28 protein-coding genes and 1 riboswitch are annotated in these 20,330 nt (G+C 34.6%); of the genes, 27 read left to right on the top strand and 1 reads right to left on the bottom strand.

Features of this window, described 5'->3' with window-relative positions:
- Positions 1 to 294: 294 nt before the first annotated feature.
- The 9 genes from MHI02_RS14740 to MHI02_RS14700 all read left to right on the top strand — a co-directional run bounded on the left by MHI02_RS14740 (position 295) and on the right by MHI02_RS14700 (position 5,417).
- On the top strand, positions 295 to 894 hold the full coding sequence (locus MHI02_RS14740) for a CalY family protein (RefSeq protein ID WP_047184767.1): 600 nt from the start codon (positions 295 to 297) through the stop codon (positions 892 to 894).
- A gap of 70 nt (positions 895 to 964) precedes the next feature.
- Positions 965 to 1,522, top strand: coding sequence for a TasA family protein (locus tag MHI02_RS14735; protein WP_047184766.1), 558 nt, complete (start codon positions 965 to 967; stop codon positions 1,520 to 1,522).
- A gap of 127 nt (positions 1,523 to 1,649) precedes the next feature.
- On the top strand, positions 1,650 to 2,477 hold the full coding sequence (gene tapA, locus MHI02_RS14730) for an amyloid fiber anchoring/assembly protein TapA (RefSeq protein WP_047184765.1): 828 nt from the start codon (positions 1,650 to 1,652) through the stop codon (positions 2,475 to 2,477).
- Positions 2,477 to 3,058, top strand: coding sequence for a signal peptidase I SipW (gene sipW / locus MHI02_RS14725; RefSeq protein ID WP_047184764.1), 582 nt, complete (start codon positions 2,477 to 2,479; stop codon positions 3,056 to 3,058). The genes tapA and sipW overlap by 1 nt, the downstream gene beginning before the upstream one ends.
- Positions 3,059 to 3,079: 21 nt before the next feature.
- Positions 3,080 to 3,715: a hypothetical protein gene (locus tag MHI02_RS14720; RefSeq protein WP_216883672.1), complete on the top strand. Its 636-nt coding sequence runs from the start codon at positions 3,080 to 3,082 to the stop codon at positions 3,713 to 3,715.
- 116 nt (positions 3,716 to 3,831) lie between these two features.
- Positions 3,832 to 3,917, top strand: a riboswitch (cyclic di-GMP riboswitch).
- A 20-nt stretch (positions 3,918 to 3,937) separates the two neighbouring features.
- On the top strand, positions 3,938 to 4,075 hold the full coding sequence (locus MHI02_RS14715; RefSeq protein ID WP_084824045.1) for an anti-repressor SinI family protein: 138 nt from the start codon (positions 3,938 to 3,940) through the stop codon (positions 4,073 to 4,075).
- Positions 4,076 to 4,130: 55 nt separating this feature from the next.
- The gene (locus tag MHI02_RS14710; RefSeq protein ID WP_047184763.1) at positions 4,131 to 4,463 is read left to right on the top strand and encodes a helix-turn-helix domain-containing protein; all 333 of its coding nucleotides are present in this window, start codon (positions 4,131 to 4,133) and stop codon (positions 4,461 to 4,463) included.
- Positions 4,464 to 4,539: 76 nt separating this feature from the next.
- On the top strand, positions 4,540 to 5,025 hold the full coding sequence (locus MHI02_RS14705) for a VanZ family protein (protein WP_060668020.1): 486 nt from the start codon (positions 4,540 to 4,542) through the stop codon (positions 5,023 to 5,025).
- Positions 5,026 to 5,267: 242 nt separating this feature from the next.
- Positions 5,268 to 5,417 carry a hypothetical protein gene (locus MHI02_RS14700; protein ID WP_165589177.1) on the top strand — a complete coding sequence of 50 codons (150 nt, stop codon included), beginning with the start codon at positions 5,268 to 5,270 and terminating at the stop codon, positions 5,415 to 5,417.
- Between the two features lie 76 nt (positions 5,418 to 5,493).
- Here the strand turns inward: MHI02_RS14700 and MHI02_RS14695 are convergent, their stop codons facing one another.
- Positions 5,494 to 6,141, bottom strand: a complete 648-nt coding sequence (locus MHI02_RS14695) for a YigZ family protein (protein ID WP_047184762.1) — start codon at positions 6,139 to 6,141, stop codon at positions 5,494 to 5,496.
- Positions 6,142 to 6,270: 129 nt separating this feature from the next.
- Between MHI02_RS14695 and MHI02_RS14690 the strand changes: the two genes are divergently transcribed.
- The 18 genes from MHI02_RS14690 to hpf all read left to right on the top strand — a co-directional run bounded on the left by MHI02_RS14690 (position 6,271) and on the right by hpf (position 20,093).
- Positions 6,271 to 7,416: a sensor histidine kinase gene (locus MHI02_RS14690; RefSeq protein ID WP_145523677.1), complete on the top strand. Its 1,146-nt coding sequence runs from the start codon at positions 6,271 to 6,273 to the stop codon at positions 7,414 to 7,416.
- 48 nt (positions 7,417 to 7,464) lie between these two features.
- Positions 7,465 to 8,157 (top strand): response regulator, encoded by a 693-nt coding sequence (locus MHI02_RS14685; protein WP_047184760.1) that lies wholly within the window; start codon positions 7,465 to 7,467, stop codon positions 8,155 to 8,157.
- 131 nt (positions 8,158 to 8,288) lie between these two features.
- Positions 8,289 to 9,131 carry a DegV family protein gene (locus MHI02_RS14680; protein ID WP_047184759.1) on the top strand — a complete coding sequence of 281 codons (843 nt, stop codon included), beginning with the start codon at positions 8,289 to 8,291 and terminating at the stop codon, positions 9,129 to 9,131.
- Positions 9,132 to 9,551: 420 nt separating this feature from the next.
- A complete protein-coding gene (locus MHI02_RS14675) occupies positions 9,552 to 10,688 on the top strand; it encodes a DEAD/DEAH box helicase (protein ID WP_338111374.1) in 1,137 nt (378 codons plus the stop codon).
- Positions 10,685 to 11,365 (top strand): ComF family protein, encoded by a 681-nt coding sequence (locus MHI02_RS14670; RefSeq protein ID WP_145523678.1) that lies wholly within the window; start codon positions 10,685 to 10,687, stop codon positions 11,363 to 11,365. The genes MHI02_RS14675 and MHI02_RS14670 overlap by 4 nt, the downstream gene beginning before the upstream one ends.
- A gap of 24 nt (positions 11,366 to 11,389) precedes the next feature.
- A complete protein-coding gene (locus tag MHI02_RS14665) occupies positions 11,390 to 11,815 on the top strand; it encodes a TIGR03826 family flagellar region protein (protein WP_047184757.1) in 426 nt (141 codons plus the stop codon).
- Between the two features lie 70 nt (positions 11,816 to 11,885).
- The gene (flgM, locus tag MHI02_RS14660; protein ID WP_047184756.1) at positions 11,886 to 12,149 is read left to right on the top strand and encodes a flagellar biosynthesis anti-sigma factor FlgM; all 264 of its coding nucleotides are present in this window, start codon (positions 11,886 to 11,888) and stop codon (positions 12,147 to 12,149) included.
- A 27-nt stretch (positions 12,150 to 12,176) separates the two neighbouring features.
- Complete coding sequence (locus MHI02_RS14655; RefSeq protein ID WP_047184755.1) at positions 12,177 to 12,668, top strand: flagellar protein FlgN; 492 nt, start codon at positions 12,177 to 12,179, stop codon at positions 12,666 to 12,668.
- Positions 12,669 to 12,691: 23 nt separating this feature from the next.
- Positions 12,692 to 14,158 (top strand): flagellar hook-associated protein FlgK, encoded by a 1,467-nt coding sequence (flgK, locus tag MHI02_RS14650; RefSeq protein WP_216883670.1) that lies wholly within the window; start codon positions 12,692 to 12,694, stop codon positions 14,156 to 14,158.
- Positions 14,159 to 14,169: 11 nt separating this feature from the next.
- Entirely contained in the window at positions 14,170 to 15,036 is an 867-nt protein-coding gene (gene flgL / locus MHI02_RS14645) for a flagellar hook-associated protein FlgL (protein ID WP_047184753.1), read from the top strand.
- 274 nt (positions 15,037 to 15,310) lie between these two features.
- Positions 15,311 to 15,865, top strand: a complete 555-nt coding sequence (locus MHI02_RS14640; protein ID WP_216883669.1) for a DUF6470 family protein — start codon at positions 15,311 to 15,313, stop codon at positions 15,863 to 15,865.
- Between the two features lie 112 nt (positions 15,866 to 15,977).
- Positions 15,978 to 16,424 carry a flagellar assembly protein FliW gene (fliW, locus tag MHI02_RS14635; RefSeq protein WP_341166009.1) on the top strand — a complete coding sequence of 149 codons (447 nt, stop codon included), beginning with the start codon at positions 15,978 to 15,980 and terminating at the stop codon, positions 16,422 to 16,424.
- Positions 16,424 to 16,651: a carbon storage regulator CsrA gene (gene csrA / locus MHI02_RS14630; protein WP_341166008.1), complete on the top strand. Its 228-nt coding sequence runs from the start codon at positions 16,424 to 16,426 to the stop codon at positions 16,649 to 16,651. The genes fliW and csrA overlap by 1 nt, the downstream gene beginning before the upstream one ends.
- A 71-nt stretch (positions 16,652 to 16,722) precedes the next feature.
- Complete coding sequence (flaG, locus tag MHI02_RS14625; protein ID WP_244986921.1) at positions 16,723 to 17,076, top strand: flagellar protein FlaG; 354 nt, start codon at positions 16,723 to 16,725, stop codon at positions 17,074 to 17,076.
- Between the two features lie 13 nt (positions 17,077 to 17,089).
- A complete protein-coding gene (locus MHI02_RS14620; protein WP_341166007.1) occupies positions 17,090 to 18,565 on the top strand; it encodes a flagellar hook-associated protein 2 in 1,476 nt (491 codons plus the stop codon).
- Between the two features lie 38 nt (positions 18,566 to 18,603).
- Positions 18,604 to 19,008, top strand: a complete 405-nt coding sequence (fliS, locus tag MHI02_RS14615) for a flagellar export chaperone FliS (protein ID WP_047184747.1) — start codon at positions 18,604 to 18,606, stop codon at positions 19,006 to 19,008.
- 1 nt (position 19,009) lies between these two features.
- Positions 19,010 to 19,363, top strand: a complete 354-nt coding sequence (locus MHI02_RS14610) for a flagellar protein FliT (protein WP_047184746.1) — start codon at positions 19,010 to 19,012, stop codon at positions 19,361 to 19,363.
- 175 nt (positions 19,364 to 19,538) lie between these two features.
- Positions 19,539 to 20,093 carry a ribosome hibernation-promoting factor, HPF/YfiA family gene (gene hpf, locus MHI02_RS14605; RefSeq protein WP_047184745.1) on the top strand — a complete coding sequence of 185 codons (555 nt, stop codon included), beginning with the start codon at positions 19,539 to 19,541 and terminating at the stop codon, positions 20,091 to 20,093.
- The last annotated feature ends 237 nt before the right edge of the window (positions 20,094 to 20,330 follow it).

The raw sequence follows: 20,330 nt of genomic DNA, 5'->3' as shown, positions 1-20,330 counted from the left end.
TCTAAGCATAATGACCTATACTGCAAATGTGCTGTTCTTAATAACAAACAATTTTGGTTTTTAAAGAGAACGGTATATAAAAATCTATACATAAGTGAAGGGGGAATGACCAGATTTTTCTGAGTTAAATAATTATCTCTACCAATGAACGTTCTAAATCATTTCAGGTCTGTCTGAACCACAAGGTGGTGGGGAAGGAGATCAACTGCCATAAGTGCGACTAACCATCAGCGGCGGATGAAGGAAAACTAAGGGGCTTTTTTATTAAAAATTATATTATTGGGGGAATAGAAAATGAGTCTTAAAAAGAAAATTGGAATGGGTGTAGCAACAGCAGCATTAGGATTATCTTTAGTCGGTGGAGGAGTATTTGCTTATTTTAGTGATACGGCAGAATCCAACAATACATTTGCAGCCGGTACGTTGGATTTAAATTTAAATCCTGAAGTCGTTATTGATGTAAAAAATATTAAACCAGGGGATTGGATGAACCGAACTTTTGAATTAAAGAATGATGGTTCATTAGATATATCAAAGGTTTTATTATCAACAGATTATACCGTAACGGATGCAAAAGGTGATAATGCAGAAGATTTTGGTAAACACATTAGAGTTAACTTTTTACGAAATATAGATAAGAGTGGAGCAATAAAACCGAATGACATTATTTATAGCACAACATTACATGATTTGAAAGGTACGGCCCCTGATGCTGTTCAAAAGAAAATTTGGTCTGTTTTTGGTGAAAATAGTGGGCTAAAGGCTGGTTCTAAAGACACATTAAAAGTGCAATTTGAATTTGTAGATGATGGCGACCAAAATCAATTTCAAGGAGATTCATTGCAACTTAAATGGATATTTGATGCTAAACAAACAGCGGGTGAAAGAAAATAATAATTCCATCTGGAAGACGAGTTTAATCTCGTCTTCCCATATACATATCTAACACTTAGGAGGGGATCCTATGAGTTTTAAGAAAAATATCTTGATGGGGATGGCAATAGGGTTGGTTGGAATGGCATTGCTTAGTGGAGGCACTGTTGCATATTTTAATGATAGTGAAGATACAAAGAATGAAATTATATCTGGAACATTAGATTTAGGTGTGACAAATGTAAGTGACGGTGTTCTGTTTGAGTTCAAAAATAAACAGCCCGGTGATGTCTTTCATTATAAATTTGACCTGTCTAATAACGGAACTTTAGATATCGGAAAGGTGACTTTAATTTCCAATCATACAGTTGACGGTAAGAAAGATTTTGGAAGTCAAATAGAAGTTGTTTCGTTAAAAGTTAATGGAGAAGAGAAAATTACTTCTAATAAAAAGGTAACATTAGATGATTTAAAAGGAGTAGAAAATGCAATAGTTCTATTAAATAATTTTCCAAAAGAGAGCCAGAATGTCGAAGTGTTTGTAGAATTTAAATTTATACAGACGGAGCAAAGTCAAAATGATTATCAAGGAAATACGATGAATCTGGATTGGACTTTTGAGGCAATGCAGGTCATGAACGAAAAATAAAAGTTGTAAATTATAGGGGACTATTTTATTTGTAGCCCTAAGCATGTTATTTCTTTAATATTTTTAGAACTACAAATAAATAGCAAAAGGCACAAAATGGATTTCAATAAAAAGGCGGAGATTGTTAGTGAGAATAAGTCGTTTTCGAAAATTAAAATCAAAAAATCAGGGTTTTTGGTTTATAGCAAAAATTGCTCTGATCTGGTATTTATTTCTTTTCTCTACAACTTATTTCACTTCAACAACTTCAGCTGTTTTTTCTAGTAAGGTTGAGCCAAAAGGAAGTATTGAAGCAGCGGATTGGTTGAGGGGACAATATGAGCTTGAATTTGAGAGAAGTGGAAATCCACATAGATCGTGTATGATTGACACCGTTGTAAGAAATATAGGACCCGGAGATATGACGGAAGATGTTATATATGATGTTTTTTACGTTGAAAACGGAAATCCTGTAAAAGGTGAAAAAGTAGGCGAGGGACGAATTAATGCACTAAAAAATAGCGAATCTGAAAAAGTTAGTTATGAAGCAAATAAGACTGGCAGATATGTCTTTATCGTGAACGAAAAAGATAAAAAAGTTGAGAGTAAGAAATTTATTGTTGAATGTAATCCAAATCATAAAACAACGACTAACCCAGAACAGGAAATAGAAGAAAATAATGCTAATAAAGAAGCTGATGAAGAAGTAATTGAAAATAAAGATGAGCAGAATAAGACAGAGAATAAAGCGAAAAGCATTCAAACGGAATCCGCTAAACCTAAACACCATGAAGAACAAGTGAAAGAAGAAAAAACAGAGAAAAGCAGTCAACTCAATCAAACCACAGACAAACCTATTGAACAAAAAACTATAGAAGATCAGGAACCTGCACAAGAACAGCAACAAAAAAAGATAGAAACTAAACCCGAAGTAGAGTCTAGTCAAGAACAGGAAAACAAGGAAGGTGTTGAATAATGAAAAAGAAAACAATATTTAAATGGGTGAATCGAATAATATCTATTGTGCTAATGGTAGTACTCATAGCTGTTGCAGCATTAGTAGTTATAAACAAGGCCTCAGGAGGGGAACCGGAAATTTCAGGGTATCAATTAAAAACGGTTTTGTCTGGTTCCATGGAGCCTGGAATACAAACAGGGTCCATCATTGCAGTAAAACCGATTGAAGGTGAAGAACGTAATAATCTAACAAAAGGTGATGTCATTACATTTATGGAATCAGAGGATAAGCTAGTGACACATAGGATTATTGATATACAGACGAGCGGGGAGAATGTTATGTATACGACAAAAGGGGATAATAACAATGCCCCAGATTCAAATCCAGTATTAGCAGAGAATGTAGTTGCGGTTTATAACGGATTCACTATACCATATCTTGGATATATTTCAACCTTTGCACAGTCACCGAATGGTAGCATTGCCTTCTTGATTATACCTGGATTTCTAATGTTAGGTTATTCTATTTTTATAATTTGGAGAGCATTAAGGGAATTAGATGATCAAAAGAAACCTCAAACTAATGTAACGAATTCCTAATACTTAATGGGGAAGATGTATATGAAAATCCAGGAAAAAGCATTGGCCATCTTTTTAACAAATATACTAATTTTTACCTTTATGGGCCTGGCTACTGTTTCAGCTGAGGAAAATTTGTCCATCGAAGTACTACCACAAAAAGAGTTATTTGATGTAGGTAACATGAAACCAGGGGATTGGGCACCGCGAACGGCTACAATAAAGAATAATGGTGAAATTAGTTTTAAATATACTACTTCAGTAAAACCAGATAGTAAATCATTAAAGCTTTATAACGAATTATTACTAGAGGTTTGGAGTAGTAATGAAGAACTATATAACGGGAAATTATCCGATTTCACGGGATTTTCCCCACGCGCTCTTTCACCGAATGAAGGTGAAAAATTAGAATATGTCCTTCGTTTTCCGGAACACCTTGGAAATGACTTTCAAGGCCTTGATGCTAAGTTCACTATTTATTACACAGCTGAAGGTGAAGCAGATAAAGGAAGTGATTTAGAGACAGTAACAGGGGTAATTGATAGTGATGATGGAAGCGGGGAGAGTATTTTACCGAATACTGCTACGAATATGTTTACTTTTTTAGTAATCGGTGTGCTACTTATTACTGTTGGTAGCATAACTGGTTTACTAGTCTTATACAATAAAAAAACGTAAAGACTTAGATAAAATATGATTATATCTGTAATACAAAACTAGAAGTTTTTCGACAAAACTAGTCACACCAAAAGGCACTAGGAAATAGTATAATAGTCTCAGATAAAAATGAACGTCAGAAAAAAAGGCAAACTTATTGAAAGGTAAGGGCGCAAAGTCACAGGTCTAACGCTTTTTATGCTATGACGGCTGGATTACCTGATTTAAAATGGGGGAAACAAGATGAGCGAGTTAATAAAAAGTGTGACGCTTGATAGTGGTTGGGTTCAATTGATTAAACAGGCAAAGGATATGGGGATAACGAAAGAAGAAATACGAGCATTCTTACTACAACAAGGACAAATAAAATTCACTAAGTAATAGAACAACTCACCTGTTTTATGGTATAATCCCCAATGAAAGTAGGTGAGAAGACTTGATCGGTGAAAAAATTAAACAATTGCGTAAAGAGAAAAAAATGTCAATTTCCGAATTAGCCGAGCGAGCTGGAGTTGCTAAGTCTTATCTAAGTTCCATTGAGCGGAACCTACAATCCAATCCGTCCATCCAATTTATAGAGAAAATTAGCGAAGTGTTAGGTGTAACCGTAAATGAATTGTTAAATAATGAAACAAAACAAAGCATAGAGTATGATACTTTAGATAATGAATGGTTAGATATTGTTCGTGAAGCAATGGATTCAGGAGTAACCAAAGAGGAATTTAGAGAATACCTTGAATTCAGTAAATGGAGAAAGAATAAAATATGATTAGTGGACCGTTTGGCACTCTGCTTTAACGGTTTTTTAGTTTGGGAAAAATCTATAGAAACAAGGAAGGTGACACATGCGAAAAAAATACTGGTACTGGATTTTGACACTAGGATGGATGGGAATTATTTTTTATTCTTCTTCTACTCCTTATGAAAAACAAGATATGAGGCCATTTTTAGGAAACTATATAGATTTATCCTTTTTAGAACCCGTCCTTTCAGGAATTTCTTTTACGTATCATCAATCTGTTGTAAGTGTGGAAACATTAGGTATTGCAGGTTTTATTGAATTTTTTATTCGTAAGGGGGCACATTTTACTGTTTTCTTCTTGTTAACGTGCCTTTTTTATATTGCTCTTAAAAAGGCCACCCATATTCAAAAAAAACAAGCTATTTTAATTTCATTTTTATTAACTTCTGCATATGCTATGGTAGATGAAATCCACCAGGTTATTACGCCAAATCGCACGCCATATATTGGGGATGTATTTATCGATGTATTTGGAGCATTTGTTGCTGTAATTTGTTTTATTATTTTTGGGCAGAAAAGGAAAGCATAATGCTTATCTGCATAGGTCTAACTAAGTTAATTAAAGATTTGTGAATGCCAAATTTCCTGATAGCGGAAACAATTTATTGAAAATAATGAGAAAACTATAGAATAAATTGTAGATATATAGTAAGATACCCTATGTACGTTATTTTTTCTTAAAAAATAATAAATATCGACACAATGTAAAATGAAATATGTCTATTCATCTGGTTTTAGCGATAAATTTGAACAAAAGGCGGGAACCATTCCATGGGGGAACAAGAATTATATAAGCGGATGCTGAAGAAATTAATAGTTGAAACCGAAAATCAACAAATTAAATCAGCCGAAGAGTTGATTCAAAAAATAGTAAAAGAGTTAACAAATAATCAACAATTAAGCGGAAATACACAAATGTAAAAAAGAAAAGCTCGCTAGTGAGCTTTTCTTTTTTTAAAGTGAATAAAAGACCTTCCATGCCTTCATTATCTAAGGCTTATTCCGATGTCGATTCTACTTCAATTTCGATATATTTTGGGTCTAGCTCTACTATTTTAGCTTGGTCGTTTGTTAAATCAACGATCCATTCTGTGAATTTTGTTTCTTGCCCATCTTCCACAAAAACGATAAATTCTACATTTTCTAAGTAATGAATCGTTTCTAGGATATGTTCGGAATTACGAAGAACATTTTCTAGTTTGCCTAGTAAACCATAGTCTACTGTGATAGAAAAACCTTTCATTAATTGTCTTTTTACAATTCCTGTTGTTTTAATGGCTTGTGAAGTTGTACTTCCGTATGCACGAATTAACCCACCAGCCCCAAGTTTAATTCCACCGAAATATCTTGTCACGACAACCGCAGTATCTTTTAATCCTTGTTTTTTTAACACTTCAAGTATCGGTACTCCTGCAGTTCCGCTCGGTTCTCCATCATCATTTGCTTTTTGAATTTCATCATGTTCCCCAATGATATAAGCAGAACAATTATGGGTAGCGTCGTAATGTTTTTTCTTTATTTCCTGAATAAAGGCTTGTGCCTCTTCTTCAGTTTTCACTCGACGCACATATCCAATAAACCGTGATTTTTGTATGATTATTTGGTCATTTCCTTCAGGTTTTACGGTATAATAGGTAGATAACATAGATAATAAATCCTCCTATATGATTAATAATCTTAACATGTAGGGGTAGTAATTCCTAGAATTTTATAGTTAACCCTATCAAAACAGTGGGTATATACGTATAATTATAGTATAGGTTGGTGGGAACGGATGTCAAAGAAATTCGGAGACAATGCATTAGATCATATCATTGATGAGATGATTGATGTTGTCATTTATAGTAAAGATGAAATTTTTGATATTAGTGAATGGGCTCGTTCCGAATACGAACGCCTTCAATTAGAATTGAAAGAGATAAAAAAAAAGGTAATTCAATACATTGAAAATGGCGACCAACTAGAGGTGAAATTTCGTTTTTCCAAACAGCGTTTAGCAGAAGTAAGTAAACTCTTTGACCGATATTCTGAGGATGAAATTCGTAAGGTTTATGAGATTACTCATGGAATGCAGACGAAATTAACGATTATTCGTAAAGAGGAAAAGGATCTTCGGGAAAAGCGTGATGATATTGAAAGAAGACTAGTACAATTAGCTAGTACGATGGAAAGAGCAGAACGTTTAGCTAGTAAAATCACAGTAGTTCTTAATTATTTACAAGAAGATTTTAAACAAGTAAACGAAGTAATTGAAGATGCAAAGGAAAAACAAAAATTCGGCCTAAAAATTATTGAGGCGCAGGAAGAAGAACGTCGGAAAATTTCTCGTGAAATTCATGACGGTCCTGCACAAAGTTTAGCGAATATCTTACTACGTTCGGAGTTAATCGAAAAGATTTATCTCCAAGGTGATGTTTCCAAAGCAATGAATGAAATCAAAAGTATTCGCGGAATGATTCGCTCCTCGCTTGTTGAGGTAAGAAGAATTATTTATGATTTAAGACCAATGGCGTTAGATGATTTAGGACTGGTTCCGACCATTAAAAAATACCTTTCTAACGCAGGTGAATACAACAACATACAAATTGATTTTGTTATGATGGGCACGGAAAAACGCCTAAACCCCAAATATGAAATAGCATTTTTCCGATTGATGCAAGAAGCATTACAAAATGCGATTAAACATGCGGAAGCATCCGTTATCCAAGTAAAATTGGAAATAGGTACAAATTATTTAACTTTAATAGTTAAAGATGATGGTAAAGGTTTTAATACAGAACTAAAAAAAGAACAGTCCTTTGGATTAATTGGAATGAAGGAAAGAGTAGAAAACCTTCAAGGTGAATTATCTATCCAATCAGAGATTGGGAAAGGGACCGTTATTACTATTAGAGTTCCGTATAACGATTCCGTGCTATGATAAGAGACAGAGCAAAAAACGTAATAGATATATATGGAGGAAAATAAGATGAGCGAGGAAAAAATGATTCGAATTGTACTTATAGATGATCATAAATTATTTCGTGAAGGCGTTAAACGTATTTTAGACTTTGAACCTAGTTTTGAAGTAGTTGCAGAAGGTAGTGATGGTTCAGAGGCAGCAAAATTAGTGAAAGAAACTAATCCTGATATTGTTTTAATGGATATTAACATGCCAAATATAAATGGTGTAGAAGCTACAGCTGATTTAGTTCGTTATTTTCCAAATTCCAAAGTAATTATTTTATCCATTCACGATGATGAAAATTATGTTACGCATGCTTTGAAAACAGGTGCCCAAGGTTATCTATTAAAAGAAATGGATGCAGATACCTTAATCGAAGCGATCAAAGTCGTTAGTGAGGGTGGTTCTTACTTACATCCGAAAGTAACTCATAATCTAGTGAAAGAGTATCGTAGACTTGCAAAAGAAAACAATCCTTCTGTGAGTGATAGAGGTATTGAATATCGTAAACCGCTTCATCTATTAACAAAACGTGAGTGCCAAGTATTACAATTACTAGCTGATGGAAAAAGTAATCGAGCGGTTGCGGAAACACTATATATAAGTGAAAAAACAGTTAAAAACCATGTAAGTAATATTTTACAAAAAATGAATTGTAATGACCGTACACAGGCAGTAGTCTCAGCTATCCGAAAGGGTTGGGTAGAGGTTATCTAATAAAAGGATACCCTAGTACATTGTATTAGGGTATTTTTTATTGTGAAAACCTAGTATATGAATGCTTTTTTTCATGGATTCATGTAAAATATTGCTCAAGAATCTTAATTCTAAATAAGGAGAAGATTATTATGAAGGTAGCTGTCATGACTGATAGTACAGCATACATACCAACTGACCTCCGCAAACAAGAGAATATACATATGGTACCACTCAGCGTTGTTTTCGGAGAAGAAACATATCAAGAGGAAATCGATATTTCAACAGATGAATTTTATAAAAAACTAAAAGAAGTAGACGATTTACCAACTACATCGCAACCATCAATCGGATATGTGACTGCTAAGTTGGAAGAATTGGCAAAAGATTATGATGCAGTTGTTTCTATACATCTTTCTAGCGGAATAAGTGGTACATACCAATCGGTAATTAGTGCAGGAGAAATGGTAAAGGGAATCGATGTCTATGCATACGATTCGGAAATCAGTGCGATTGCACAAGGTTTCTATGTACTAGAGGCTGCTGAAATGGCAAAAGCCGGTAAAACCGCTGAAGAAATCATCACTCGTTTAGATGAAATGAAACAAACGTTACGTGCTTATTTTATGGTGGATGATTTAACGAACTTACAGCGAGGTGGACGATTAAGCAGTGCTCAAGCTTTAGTAGGTGGTCTTTTACAAATTAAACCAATTCTACACTTTGAAAATAAGGTCATCGTTCCATTTGAAAAAATCCGAACTCGTAAAAGGGCAATTAATCGAATCATGGGTTTACTCGAAGAAGATGCGGCAAAAGGAAAAGAATTAAAAGTTGCCTTTATTCATGGAAACGATGAACAGTCAGCTAAAAACCTCAGGGACTCTTTTTTAGAAAAATACCCAAACATGGATACCATCATTAGTTATTTTGGACCTGTTATAGGAACTCATTTAGGAGAAGGTGCAATTGGTATTGGGTGGTATGTGAAATAAATCCATAGGGTTAGCTGATTTTAGTGTTACCTTTTTTGACAGGAAAGAAAGTATAAAACTTTCTTCCTGCATAAAGGCAACAAAGTCAAACGTCCAGCCTAATACGAGTACTAAATTTTTAAAGGAAAGTGAGTGAATGCTATAGTGGAAACAATAACTCCCACACAATTAGAAAATCTATCTAGGAACTTTTCCGGTAGAATTTTATTACGAAAAGAAATTCCGCTTAATGAACCTACATTTCAACAACTCCTCGATAATCAATATTTAATTCCTCAGAAATCCATCATCAAGAAGTTACTTACCCAACAGTGCATGCGATGTGGGAATGAAAAGAAATCCTTATTTGCAAAAATCCCGTGCTCCATATGTAATAAGACACATTTATATTGTAGAAAATGTATTCAAATGGGACGCGTGATGGAATGTGAGCCTTTGTATACATGGGGTGGAGAACCACCAAACTGGTCTACATATAAACAACCATGTACATGGGATGGAACATTAACACAAGGTCAACTACAGGCGTCCAATCATATGGTTCAAGCGATTCGCAGTGGGGAAAAGGAATATTTGATCTGGGCGGTTTGCGGAGCAGGAAAAACAGAAATGATTTTTCCAGCAATTACCGAAACACTCCAACAAGGAAAACGTATTTGTATTGCTACCCCGAGAGCTGACGTCGTTCGTGAGCTTTATCCTCGATTACAGAAAGCATTTGAAGAAGTTCCTGTTCAAGCATTATATGGTGGGAGTGAAACGAAGGATGCAACTGCACAGTTAATCATTGCAACAACCCATCAGTTACTTCGCTTTCAACATGCATTCGATGTTGTCATTGTTGATGAAATCGATGCCTTCCCTTTCCATGCTGATCCTTCCCTTCCCTATTCCGCAAATCGTGCGAAGAAACAAGATAGCACCATGATTTATTTAACAGCAACTCCAAGAAAAGACCACCAAAAGCGAATAGCTAAAAAAACGCTCCCGCATACATTTGTGCCTGTCCGGTTCCATGGACATCCTTTACCGGTTCCTAAAACAAAAATTTGTTTTTCTCTTAAAAAAGATTTAGATGAATATCGGTTACCGAAGGCATTCTATAACTGGCTTCCTAAAAGAGAAAACTCCAAACGACAACTCTTAATCTTTGTTCCTACCATTAAACTAGCTGAGAAAATGAAAGATTCACTTGCTAGTATTTTAAAAAAAGAAAAAGTAATCTCATCAGAAGCGATGCTCACATCCGTTCATGCAGAAGACGTAGATCGGGAAGAGAAAGTAATTCAGTTTAGACAGAAAAAAATAACTGTCATGATTACAACGACCATATTAGAAAGGGGAGTAACATTTCCCTCTGTGGATGTTGCAATAGTGGATGCTGGCCATTCTGTTTTTGATGAAGCTGCTTTAGTGCAAATTGCTGGACGAGCAGGGAGGAGTGCAGACGACCCAATCGGGGAAGTGATTTTCTTTCATGATGGGAAGACAGAGGCAATGGAAAGAGCAATTGCCTCTATTAAAAAAATGAATAAACGTGGAGGATTTGAAACATGAATTGCGCTTGGTGTGATACGGAAATTATTCTTTCATTAAGTTGGGCGAATTTAATTATGCTGGAAAAGGAAGAGATCTTATGTTCCGAGTGTAAGCTAGGTTTAGAATGGATAAATGGGAATCGGTGTGATCGATGTAGTAGAAATACAACAGAAAAAAGATGCGCGGATTGTATGTGGTGGGAAGAAAAAGAGAAGAATGAATCCCTTCAATTCAATTATTCTATTTTCACCTATAATCCATTTATGAAAGAGGTTATTGCAAAATGGAAGTATCGTGGTGATTATTATTTAGGATATATTTTTGAAAATTATTTGATGGAAGCATTTAAAGAAAATTTTTCATTTCTAAAAAAGAACGGGTTTGTCGTTCCTATTCCATTAAGCGAAGAACGATTGCTTGAAAGAGGTTTTAATCAAGCGAAAATGATAGCCGATTTTTTACCGATAGAAACAAAAGAAATTTTAACAAGATTGCATGGAGAAAAGCAGTCAAAAAAGTCCCGTATGGAGAGAATAATATCGAAAAATCCTTTTTTTATAACGGAATCTATTAACAAACCTGTCCTATTGGTCGATGATATATATACAACAGGAACAACCTTGCGCCATGCGGCTCGACTATTAAAGAAACATGGCTGTCCAAATGTTTACGCATTAACATTGGTACGAGGGTAATTATACGAGAAAAGAGGGTATAAGATGGCAGAATTAGCTAATTGTTCCCGCTGTGGAGCCATCTTTGTCAAGGCACTCCGGGATATTTGTCAAGATTGTTATCATGAAGAAGAGAAAGCTTTTCAAACGGTAAATACATTTTTACGTGATCAGAAAAATCGTAAGGCCACAATGATTGATATAATAAATGCTACAGGAGTACAAGAAAGCTATATCACAAAATTTATAAGAGAAAAACGTTTATTATTATCAAAGTTTCCCAATTTATCTTATCCATGTGAAATTTGTGGAATCGGTATAACGTCAGGTAAGCTCTGCAAGGATTGCCAAGAATCCATTGTAAAAGATTTAAAAAGAGAAGAAGAACTGGAAAGGAAAGTAGAAAGGAACAAAAAGATGAATTCTGTTGCGAATACGTATTATACAATGGATAAGCAAAATAGAAAATAAGTCTTTATTTTTATTGAAATGTGCCGATAATATAAAGTAGAGAAGTTTATGGGAGAAAGGGTGAAGAATTTTGAGAATAAATGGTTCGAATCAGCCAAATTTTAACCCCTATAAAAATATTGTAAAGAAACAAGCGGAAGTTAAACGAGAAATCAATAAACAAGATCAAATTGAAATATCGAAAGAAGCGAAACAATTACAAGAAAGTGAAAGACCAAATGAAAAACGGGCGGAATATGTTCAATCAATCAAGAATTTAGTTCAATCTGGTGAATATAAGGTGGATTCTGAAAAAGTAGCAAAAAAAATGATTGAATTTTGGTCAAATAAGTAAGGGTTATATGTAAAAGGAGGACTTATTATGTCCGTAAAACCTATCATTCAATCGTTAGGTAAACTACTAGAAATTCATAAAGGATTACTTGCTATCTCTGAACAAAAAACAGAATTAGTAAAAGCAGGTACGATAGATAAGTTGCAACAATTGTTAGTGAAAGAACGGAAGCAAATCCGTCTCTTAGAACAAATGGAAGGAAAAAGGCAGCAAGAAGTGGAAGAATGGTTGACTGCACAAGGACTTCCAACAAAGGATGCAACGATCACAACGATATTGGAACATCTTGAAAATGAAACGGAAAAAGTAGAGATTACTAACGTATCGGAACAATTAACTAATTATATAATGAAATTAAAACAACAAGAATCATTAAATCAAACATTAATCAATCAATCATTAGAATTTGTGCAACTATCTTTAGATTTATTAAATCCGTCCATTTCCAATTTGAATTACGGAAAACAAAAACAGGAAAAGAAATCATATAATCGATCGATTTTTGATTCACAAGTATAACACGAGGTAAAGAGGAGAAGACAATGAGTACATTTCGTGGATTAGAAATGGCGAAACAAGCCATATTTACACAACAATCTGCACTTCATACAACCGGGCATAATATTGCAAATGCCAATACGGAAGGATACACGAGACAACGTGTTAACTTTGAAACAAATAAGCCATCCCCTAACGCATCTAGAAATCGTCAAGAGTTACCCGGACAAATTGGTACAGGGGTAAAGGCGGGTTCCATTCAACGAGTAAGAAACCAATTTTTAGACGTCCAATTCCGTGGGGAAAACAGCAAATTTGGTTATTATGAAACAAGGAATGAAGCACTAGCCCGGATGGAAAATATGTTAAATGAGCCGTCTGATACAGGATTGTCAGCGTCAATGAATCAATTTTGGCAGTCTTTACAAGATTTAGCGGTTAATCCGGAAAATGCTGGTGCAAGGTCTGTTGTTCTTCAGCGTGGAAAATCACTTGCAGGTACATTTAATTATCTTTCCGATTCTTTAAATAAAATTCGTGGTGATTTAAAAAATCAACTCGAAGTTACCCTAAAAAATGCAAATACCATGCTTGAGGAAGTCAATAAAATCAACCAAGAAGTAAGAAATTTGGAAACGCATGGATATGCTGCTAATGATTTATATGATAAACGAGACGTATTATTAGATGAACTATCCAAAATTATTCCGATCGAAGTGACGTATGATAAACAAAATAATGGAGATGGGGTAGCAACTGTATCCATTGTTGATGACACAGGAAATGAGATTGCCACTTTAATTGATGGGAAAACGAATACCGTAAATACCTTTTCGGAAACAGGTATTTATTCCGAAGTAAATAAATTGGATGTAGTCTCACAAATAAAAGTTGGAGACACTACCCTTTCAATGGATAAGCTTTTATCTTCAAAAGGTTCTCTAAGCGGACTGATTGAATCACAAGGCTATACATTAGATGGGCAAACAGTAGAAGGAGATTACCCAGTCTTTCTTTCCAAACTAGATGCGATGGCTTTTGAATTTGTTGAAGCATTTAATAATCTACATGGGGATGATTTTTTCGGCTTTGATGGCAACATTACTGATCAAAATGGAGCAGCGGGGGCTATAAAAGTTGTTTTAGATGATCCGACAAAAATTAATGCAGGAAGTGAATCAGGTAATGGGCAAAATGCATTGGATTTAGCTGATTTATTGCATGAACCGTTAACAAATTTAGATGATTCTTCGATGATGGATTTCTATGAATCTGTTATTGGTGATCTTGGGGTTATAGCTGAACATGCAAAAAGAATGACGGAAAATACTACCATCTTGAAATCACAGGTGGAAAATCAACGTATGTCAGTTAGTGCCGTATCATTGGATGAAGAACTTACGAATATGCTTCAGTTTCAACATGCTTATAATGCAGCTGCTAGAAGTATGACGGCAACAGATGAACTACTCGATCAAGTAATTAATCGTATGGGATTAGTAGGAAGGTAGGTGAATAATACATGCGTGTTACACAGGGAATGATTTCGAATAATATGCTTCGTAATTTATCAAACAGCTATTCCAAAATGGATCAGTACATGAATCAGTTAAGTACGGGGAAAAAGATTACTAGACCTTCTGATGACCCTGTCGTTGCCATGAAGGGGATGGGGTATCGTTCTGAAGTTCTTCAAGTAAAGCAATATCAACGGAATACCAATGAATTACATAATTGGTACGATAATTCGGATGCTGCTCTTGATAAAGCAACCAAAGCGATGCAACGTGTGAGAGAATTAGCGGTTCAAGCAAGTAATGGAACGTATGATGAAAATGAACGCAAAAGTATTGCGCAAGAAGTGGCGCAATTAAAGGAACATTTAGTTGAAATTGCGAATACGCAAGTAAATGATAAATATATTTTTAACGGTGCCCATACAGAAGCACCACTAGTGAAAGATAATGGTGCGAACTTCGATGAGTATGTTCCAGTTGAAATAGAAGTTTCTAAAGGAACGTCATTAACTGCTAGCGTAAACGGTCAAGAGGTTTTTGAAGGATTGGTTACGACATTAGATACGTTTGTTAATCATTTGAATAGTAATGATAATGATGGAATTAATAATAGTATCGAAGAAATCGATAAAGGTATCGATAAAATTATTAATTCTAGAGCAGATTTAGGGGCTCGAATGAATCGTTTGGAATTAGTTGAAAATCGTTTAAGTGAACAAGAAACAATTGCTACGAAAACGATGTCCGAAAATGAAGATGTGGACTACCCCCAAACGATTACCGAATTAATAACTCAAGAGAGTTTACATCGTGCTGCACTTTCAGCTGGAGCGCGAATTATTCAACCAACGTTACTTGACTTTTTAAGATAAGAACAAAAGCGCAAGCGCCCGTTTAGCGACGTACGGACTGGACTGAGCCGCAGGAGATAAAGGAAACACGACGAACGGAGTGAGGCGATGTTGACTTATCGCACGGAGGTGAAGGAAGTCTCGCTAGTCGCTGGGCGCTGGAGCTGGACGTGGCCTTTCTGATGATAAGCTTTAATAAGCTAACTTTTTATACATTCTTACTTATTGATAAGGTCCTACCTTCATTTAAAGGGAAGGGCCTTTATTTAACTTTCTGAATCAGGAGAGGATTATGATGCAGTTTCCCCAAATTCGTTTACAATCACAACATGCACAAATTCAATTACATATTAAAGACGCGACACTAGAAATACAACAACCAAAAGCAGATCTTTCCATCCAACAGCCTCCTGCCGAACTATCGATTCAAACAATGCCTGCAAAGCTTGATATAGACCAGTCTCAAGCATGGGCTGAAATGAATTTTAAAACTATTACACAATTGAATCAAGATTTTGCCGCAGAAGGCCGTAATCAATCATTGGAGGGTACTGGAAGACGTGCGAGTGAGGGAGCGGAATTAATGCGGATTGAAAATGGAGGAAACCCATTAATATCCCAGGCGGTAAATAATGCGTTTGAACCGATGAAACAATTGGGAATTACTTTTATTCCTTCCCCATTTTCCGTAAAAATGAACTATCAACCTGCAGAAGTACAAGTAGATGTAAAAGTTAAGAAACCAAAGATCGAAAGCACCCCTAATAAGCCAGTCATTCATTATGAAAAAGGGTCAGTTGAAACATCATTAAAACAAAAAGAGGAACTACAAATAGATTTTGGCAGATAAGAAAGCATAAACTTTCTTATCCTGCATAAGTGCAACTAAGGCATTCGCCCAAAAGCTAGGCGAACGCCAAGTTTTCTAATAAACATTACAGTTTAAAGAGGTGAAAAGAAAAATGAAATTACAAACAAAGTATTTAGGTGAAATCGCAATAGAGGAGCAAAAACAAATTTATTTTGCTAACGGTATTCCAGGTTTTCCTGATGAAAAACAATTTGTTCTATTAGATGTACCGGATAATCCAGTGTTTCAAATTTTGCAGTCGGTTCAATCCAACTTTACTGCATTTTTCGTTATCAACCCTTTTCTGCTTTATAAGGATTATAGTTTTGATTTAGACGATAATACGATTGAAACCCTTCAAATTAAAAGTGAAAACGAAGTAGTGATACTCTCCATTGTTACGTTAAAGGACCCGTTTCACTCAAGTACCATCAATTTAAAAGCTCCTATTGTGATTAATTCCAACCAAATGCTCGGTAAACAATACATTTTAAATCATGAAGATTATCCATCTAAAGCATCAATTAACCCAAGTCTTATTTTGGAAGGGGAGAAATAATGCTTATTTTAACAAGGAAGAAAAATGAGTCTATCCAAATTGGTGATGATATAGAAATCAAAGTACTTGGAATAGAAGGAGACCAAGTAAAGTTAGGCATTGCAGCACCCAAATCGGTGGAAATACATCGGAAAGAAATTTACTTGGATATTAAGGAGCAGAACAATGAAGCGGCTAATATCTCCTTGGATGTATTAAAGTTATTAAAGGATTCGAATAAAAATTAAAGGAATGGTTTAAATTTAGTTAGAAATATCCGATATTAAGGTTGATCAAACATTTATGGGGAGAAATGAAAATGGTAATGGACAAATTAATGCCAATTACGCAAACATTAGAAGTTCCATATAGTAGAATTTCAACGATGTCGGATAAGATCACATTGGGAGAAAAGGTAAATCCTATAGGAAATATGGATCCTAAAGTAGTTAAAACGGAAGTAGAAAAAACAGTAAACGCTCTAAATGACTTTTTGATACCAGAGCAAAGAAATATTAAATTTGAATTTCATGAAAAACTTGAACGGTATTATGTAACTGTCGTGAATTCAGAAACAAATGAAATAATTAGAGAAATCCCACCTAGAAAATTATTAGATTTGTATGCAGATATGGCTGATTTTATGGGATTTTTGATTGATAAAAGGGTATAAGGAGTGTATGAATATGAGAATAAGTGGGTTAGCCACTGGAATGGATACGGAATCAATCATTAATGACTTAATGAAAGCCGAGAAAATCCCTCTCGATAAGATGGAACAAGATAAGACGAAAATAGAATGGCAACGGGACAAGTTTCGCGAGATTAATACATTGAGACAAAAGATTGATGATATGGCATTTGACATGCAACTATCAAAAACTTTTAAAACGAAATCAGTACATTCGTCGATGGAAAATGCCGTAACAGCTACTGGCGGCGCGAATGCACCAGAAGGGACGTATAAGATAGAGGTAACGCAATTAGCGACTTCTGCTATTAATGTGAGTGCTGATATTAAAGTGGATCCAGAGGCAAACTTGTTTTCGGAAATGGGTTATACAGATACTCAGAGTTTCACCTTAACTACATTTGATAAGAATGGAAAAGCGGTTAATTTCGATTATGAAATCAAACAAGGTGACACATTAAAAGACGTTATTAAACGAATCAACGATGACGATAATAATATTCGAATGTTCTATGACGAGAATACAAATAAAGTTATCATGGAAACGACTAGAACGGGAAAATATAATTTGAATGAACAGGGCAACGAAATCGAATTTGATAGTTCAGCAGATTCGGTATTTAAAAGTATTTTTAGAATGAGTCGTGCTAATGAAAAAGGCGGAACAAATGCCAAATTTAAATACAATGATGCCTATGAAATAGAAACGAAGGAAAATAACTATACTTTAAACGGGATTAATTTTGAATTTAAGAATACAACTGATGGAGTTCCAGCAACTGTTACGTTAACTAACGATATCGATGCTACAGTAGATCATATTAAAGAGTTTGTTGAAAAATACAATGAACTAATCGACCTAATGAATAAAACGCAACGGGAAGAAAAATATCGTGATTTTCCACCACTTACAGAGGAACAGAAGAAGGAATTAGAGGAAAGAGAAATAGAACTTTGGGAAGAAAAAGCAAAAAGTGGAATACTTCGTGGAGATTCTATCATTACATCAGCCTTAACGAATTTACGTCAAAATTGGTACCAGTCTGTTGATACAGGTGGCGAATATAATGTCATTAGTCAAATCGGAATAACTACTACGAAAGACTATTTAGATGGTGGAAAAATAGAAATAAATGAGGAAAAGCTGAAAGAAGCATTACAAAAGGATCCAGATAGTGTTTATAAACTTTTTGCTGGGAGTGGAGACAAGAAGGGGATCATGGATCATCTGGATGATAGTTTGGAAACCATGAAAACAAAGATCAATGAACGGGCTGGAAGAAGTTCAGACACGTTATCAAACTATACATTAGGAAAGCGAATAAAGGATATCGATACCAGAATGAATGATTTCCAAAATCGCTTGCAACAGATAGAGACCCGCTATTGGCGCCAATTCACAGCAATGGAAAAAGCAATTTCAACGATGAATAATCAATCCGCAATGTTAATGAACAACTTTTTCCAATAATTTAAAGTTATAGCCCTTTAAGAGGAGTGTAATCAATTATGACAACTAATAAAGCATACAGTACATATCAAAATAATACTGTTAATACAGCGTCTAGTGGGGAATTAACCCTCATGCTATATAATGGATGTATGAAGTTTATTAAACAAGCAATGAAAGATATTGGAAGTAATAATTTTGAAGCAAAAAATACAAACATCCAAAAGGCACAAAATATCATTCAAGAATTAATGATTACCTTAGATCCTAAAGCGGAGATATCGAAGCAAATCATGCCACTCTATGAATATATGCATTTTCAATTAAAAGAAGCTAATGTGAAAAACGATCCGGTTATTTTAGAAGAAGTTTTAGGTTTTGTAACAGAATTTAGGGACACATGGAAACAAGTACTCATCGAAACAAGGAAACAAAACTACGTGAAGCAAGGTGCCCAAATATAATATGAACCAACTACAAACAGTTTTTGATATAACCGTAGAAATGAAGCAAATTTTAGATAAAGATATTTCCTCCAATGAAAGAGAAGCGACAATTGAACAATTAAATAATTTATTACTTCAAAGAGAGCCGTTCCTAGAACAACTAACTCCACCTTTTTCAGAGCAAGAGGACTTGTTGGGAAAAAAACTTGTGCTTTTAAATCAAGAGGTTCAACATTTAATGGATCAATTATTTTCTACATTAAAGACGGAAATAAAGCAAATGAATAGACAAAAGAAATCGAATAAGAACTATACAAATCCCTATCATAATGTACATGTTATGGACGGTATGTATTTGGATAAGAAAAAATAACAGGAATGTTTCTTAACCATTCTAATAAATATAGAACGTATAAATCATTAATATGTGAAGAATTAGTAAACATTTAATTAATATTTAAATTTTTTCTAAAGATTCTTCACCATTAAGCAGGAAAAATACGTCGAAATATAGTATAGTTTAAGTATAAGGAAAGGAGGACACTTACATGAAATTTAACATTCGTGGTGAAAATATTGAAGTAACAGGGGCAATACGGGAATATGTAGAGAAGAAAATTAGTAAATTGGAAAGATACTTCGATTCCCCGCTTACATCCGAGGTACATGTTAATTTAAGTGTCTATAATGACGAGCAACGTATAGAGGTAACTATACCTATGACGAATTTGCTACTACGTGCTGAGGTTCAACAACTTGATTTATATGCTGCTATTGATTTAGTAGTAGATAAACTAGAAAGACAGATCCGTAAGTATAAAACAAAAGTAAATCGCAAATCTCGACAAAACGGAGCTCCTAAGTACGCCTTTGCCGAAATGGAAAAACAAATAATGAATAATGAAACGGAAGATGACGACGATTTTGAAATTGTTCGTACCAAACGATTTAATTTAAAACCTATGAATCCAGAGGAAGCGATTCTACAAATGGATATGCTAGGTCATGAGTTCTTTGTATTCACTAATGACAGTTCTGGTGAATCCAATGTGGTATATCGTCGTAAAGATGGAAAATACGGTTTAATTGAACCGACTGTTTAAAATGAAAGATTAATAGAATAATTTTAAAAGGACAACTCTTTATATAAGGGGTTGTCCTTTTTATGATGTAAATATATATTAAGTCAACTTGCATAGCAAATGATGATTTCCTGCCTAAAAGATAAACGCCCTTGACCACTAATATTATAACTGCTATTCTATCCATTGTTATAATACCGCATCGGAGTTTTGTTATCTATTTATTATTGGAAACTATGAATGGACTTGCATTTTAAC

The sequence above is a fragment of the Oceanobacillus sp. FSL K6-0118 genome (genome assembly GCF_038006665.1).
Lineage (GTDB): Bacteria > Bacillota > Bacilli > Bacillales > Amphibacillaceae > Oceanobacillus > Oceanobacillus caeni.
This window is presented reverse-complemented; position numbering and strand designations above follow the sequence as displayed.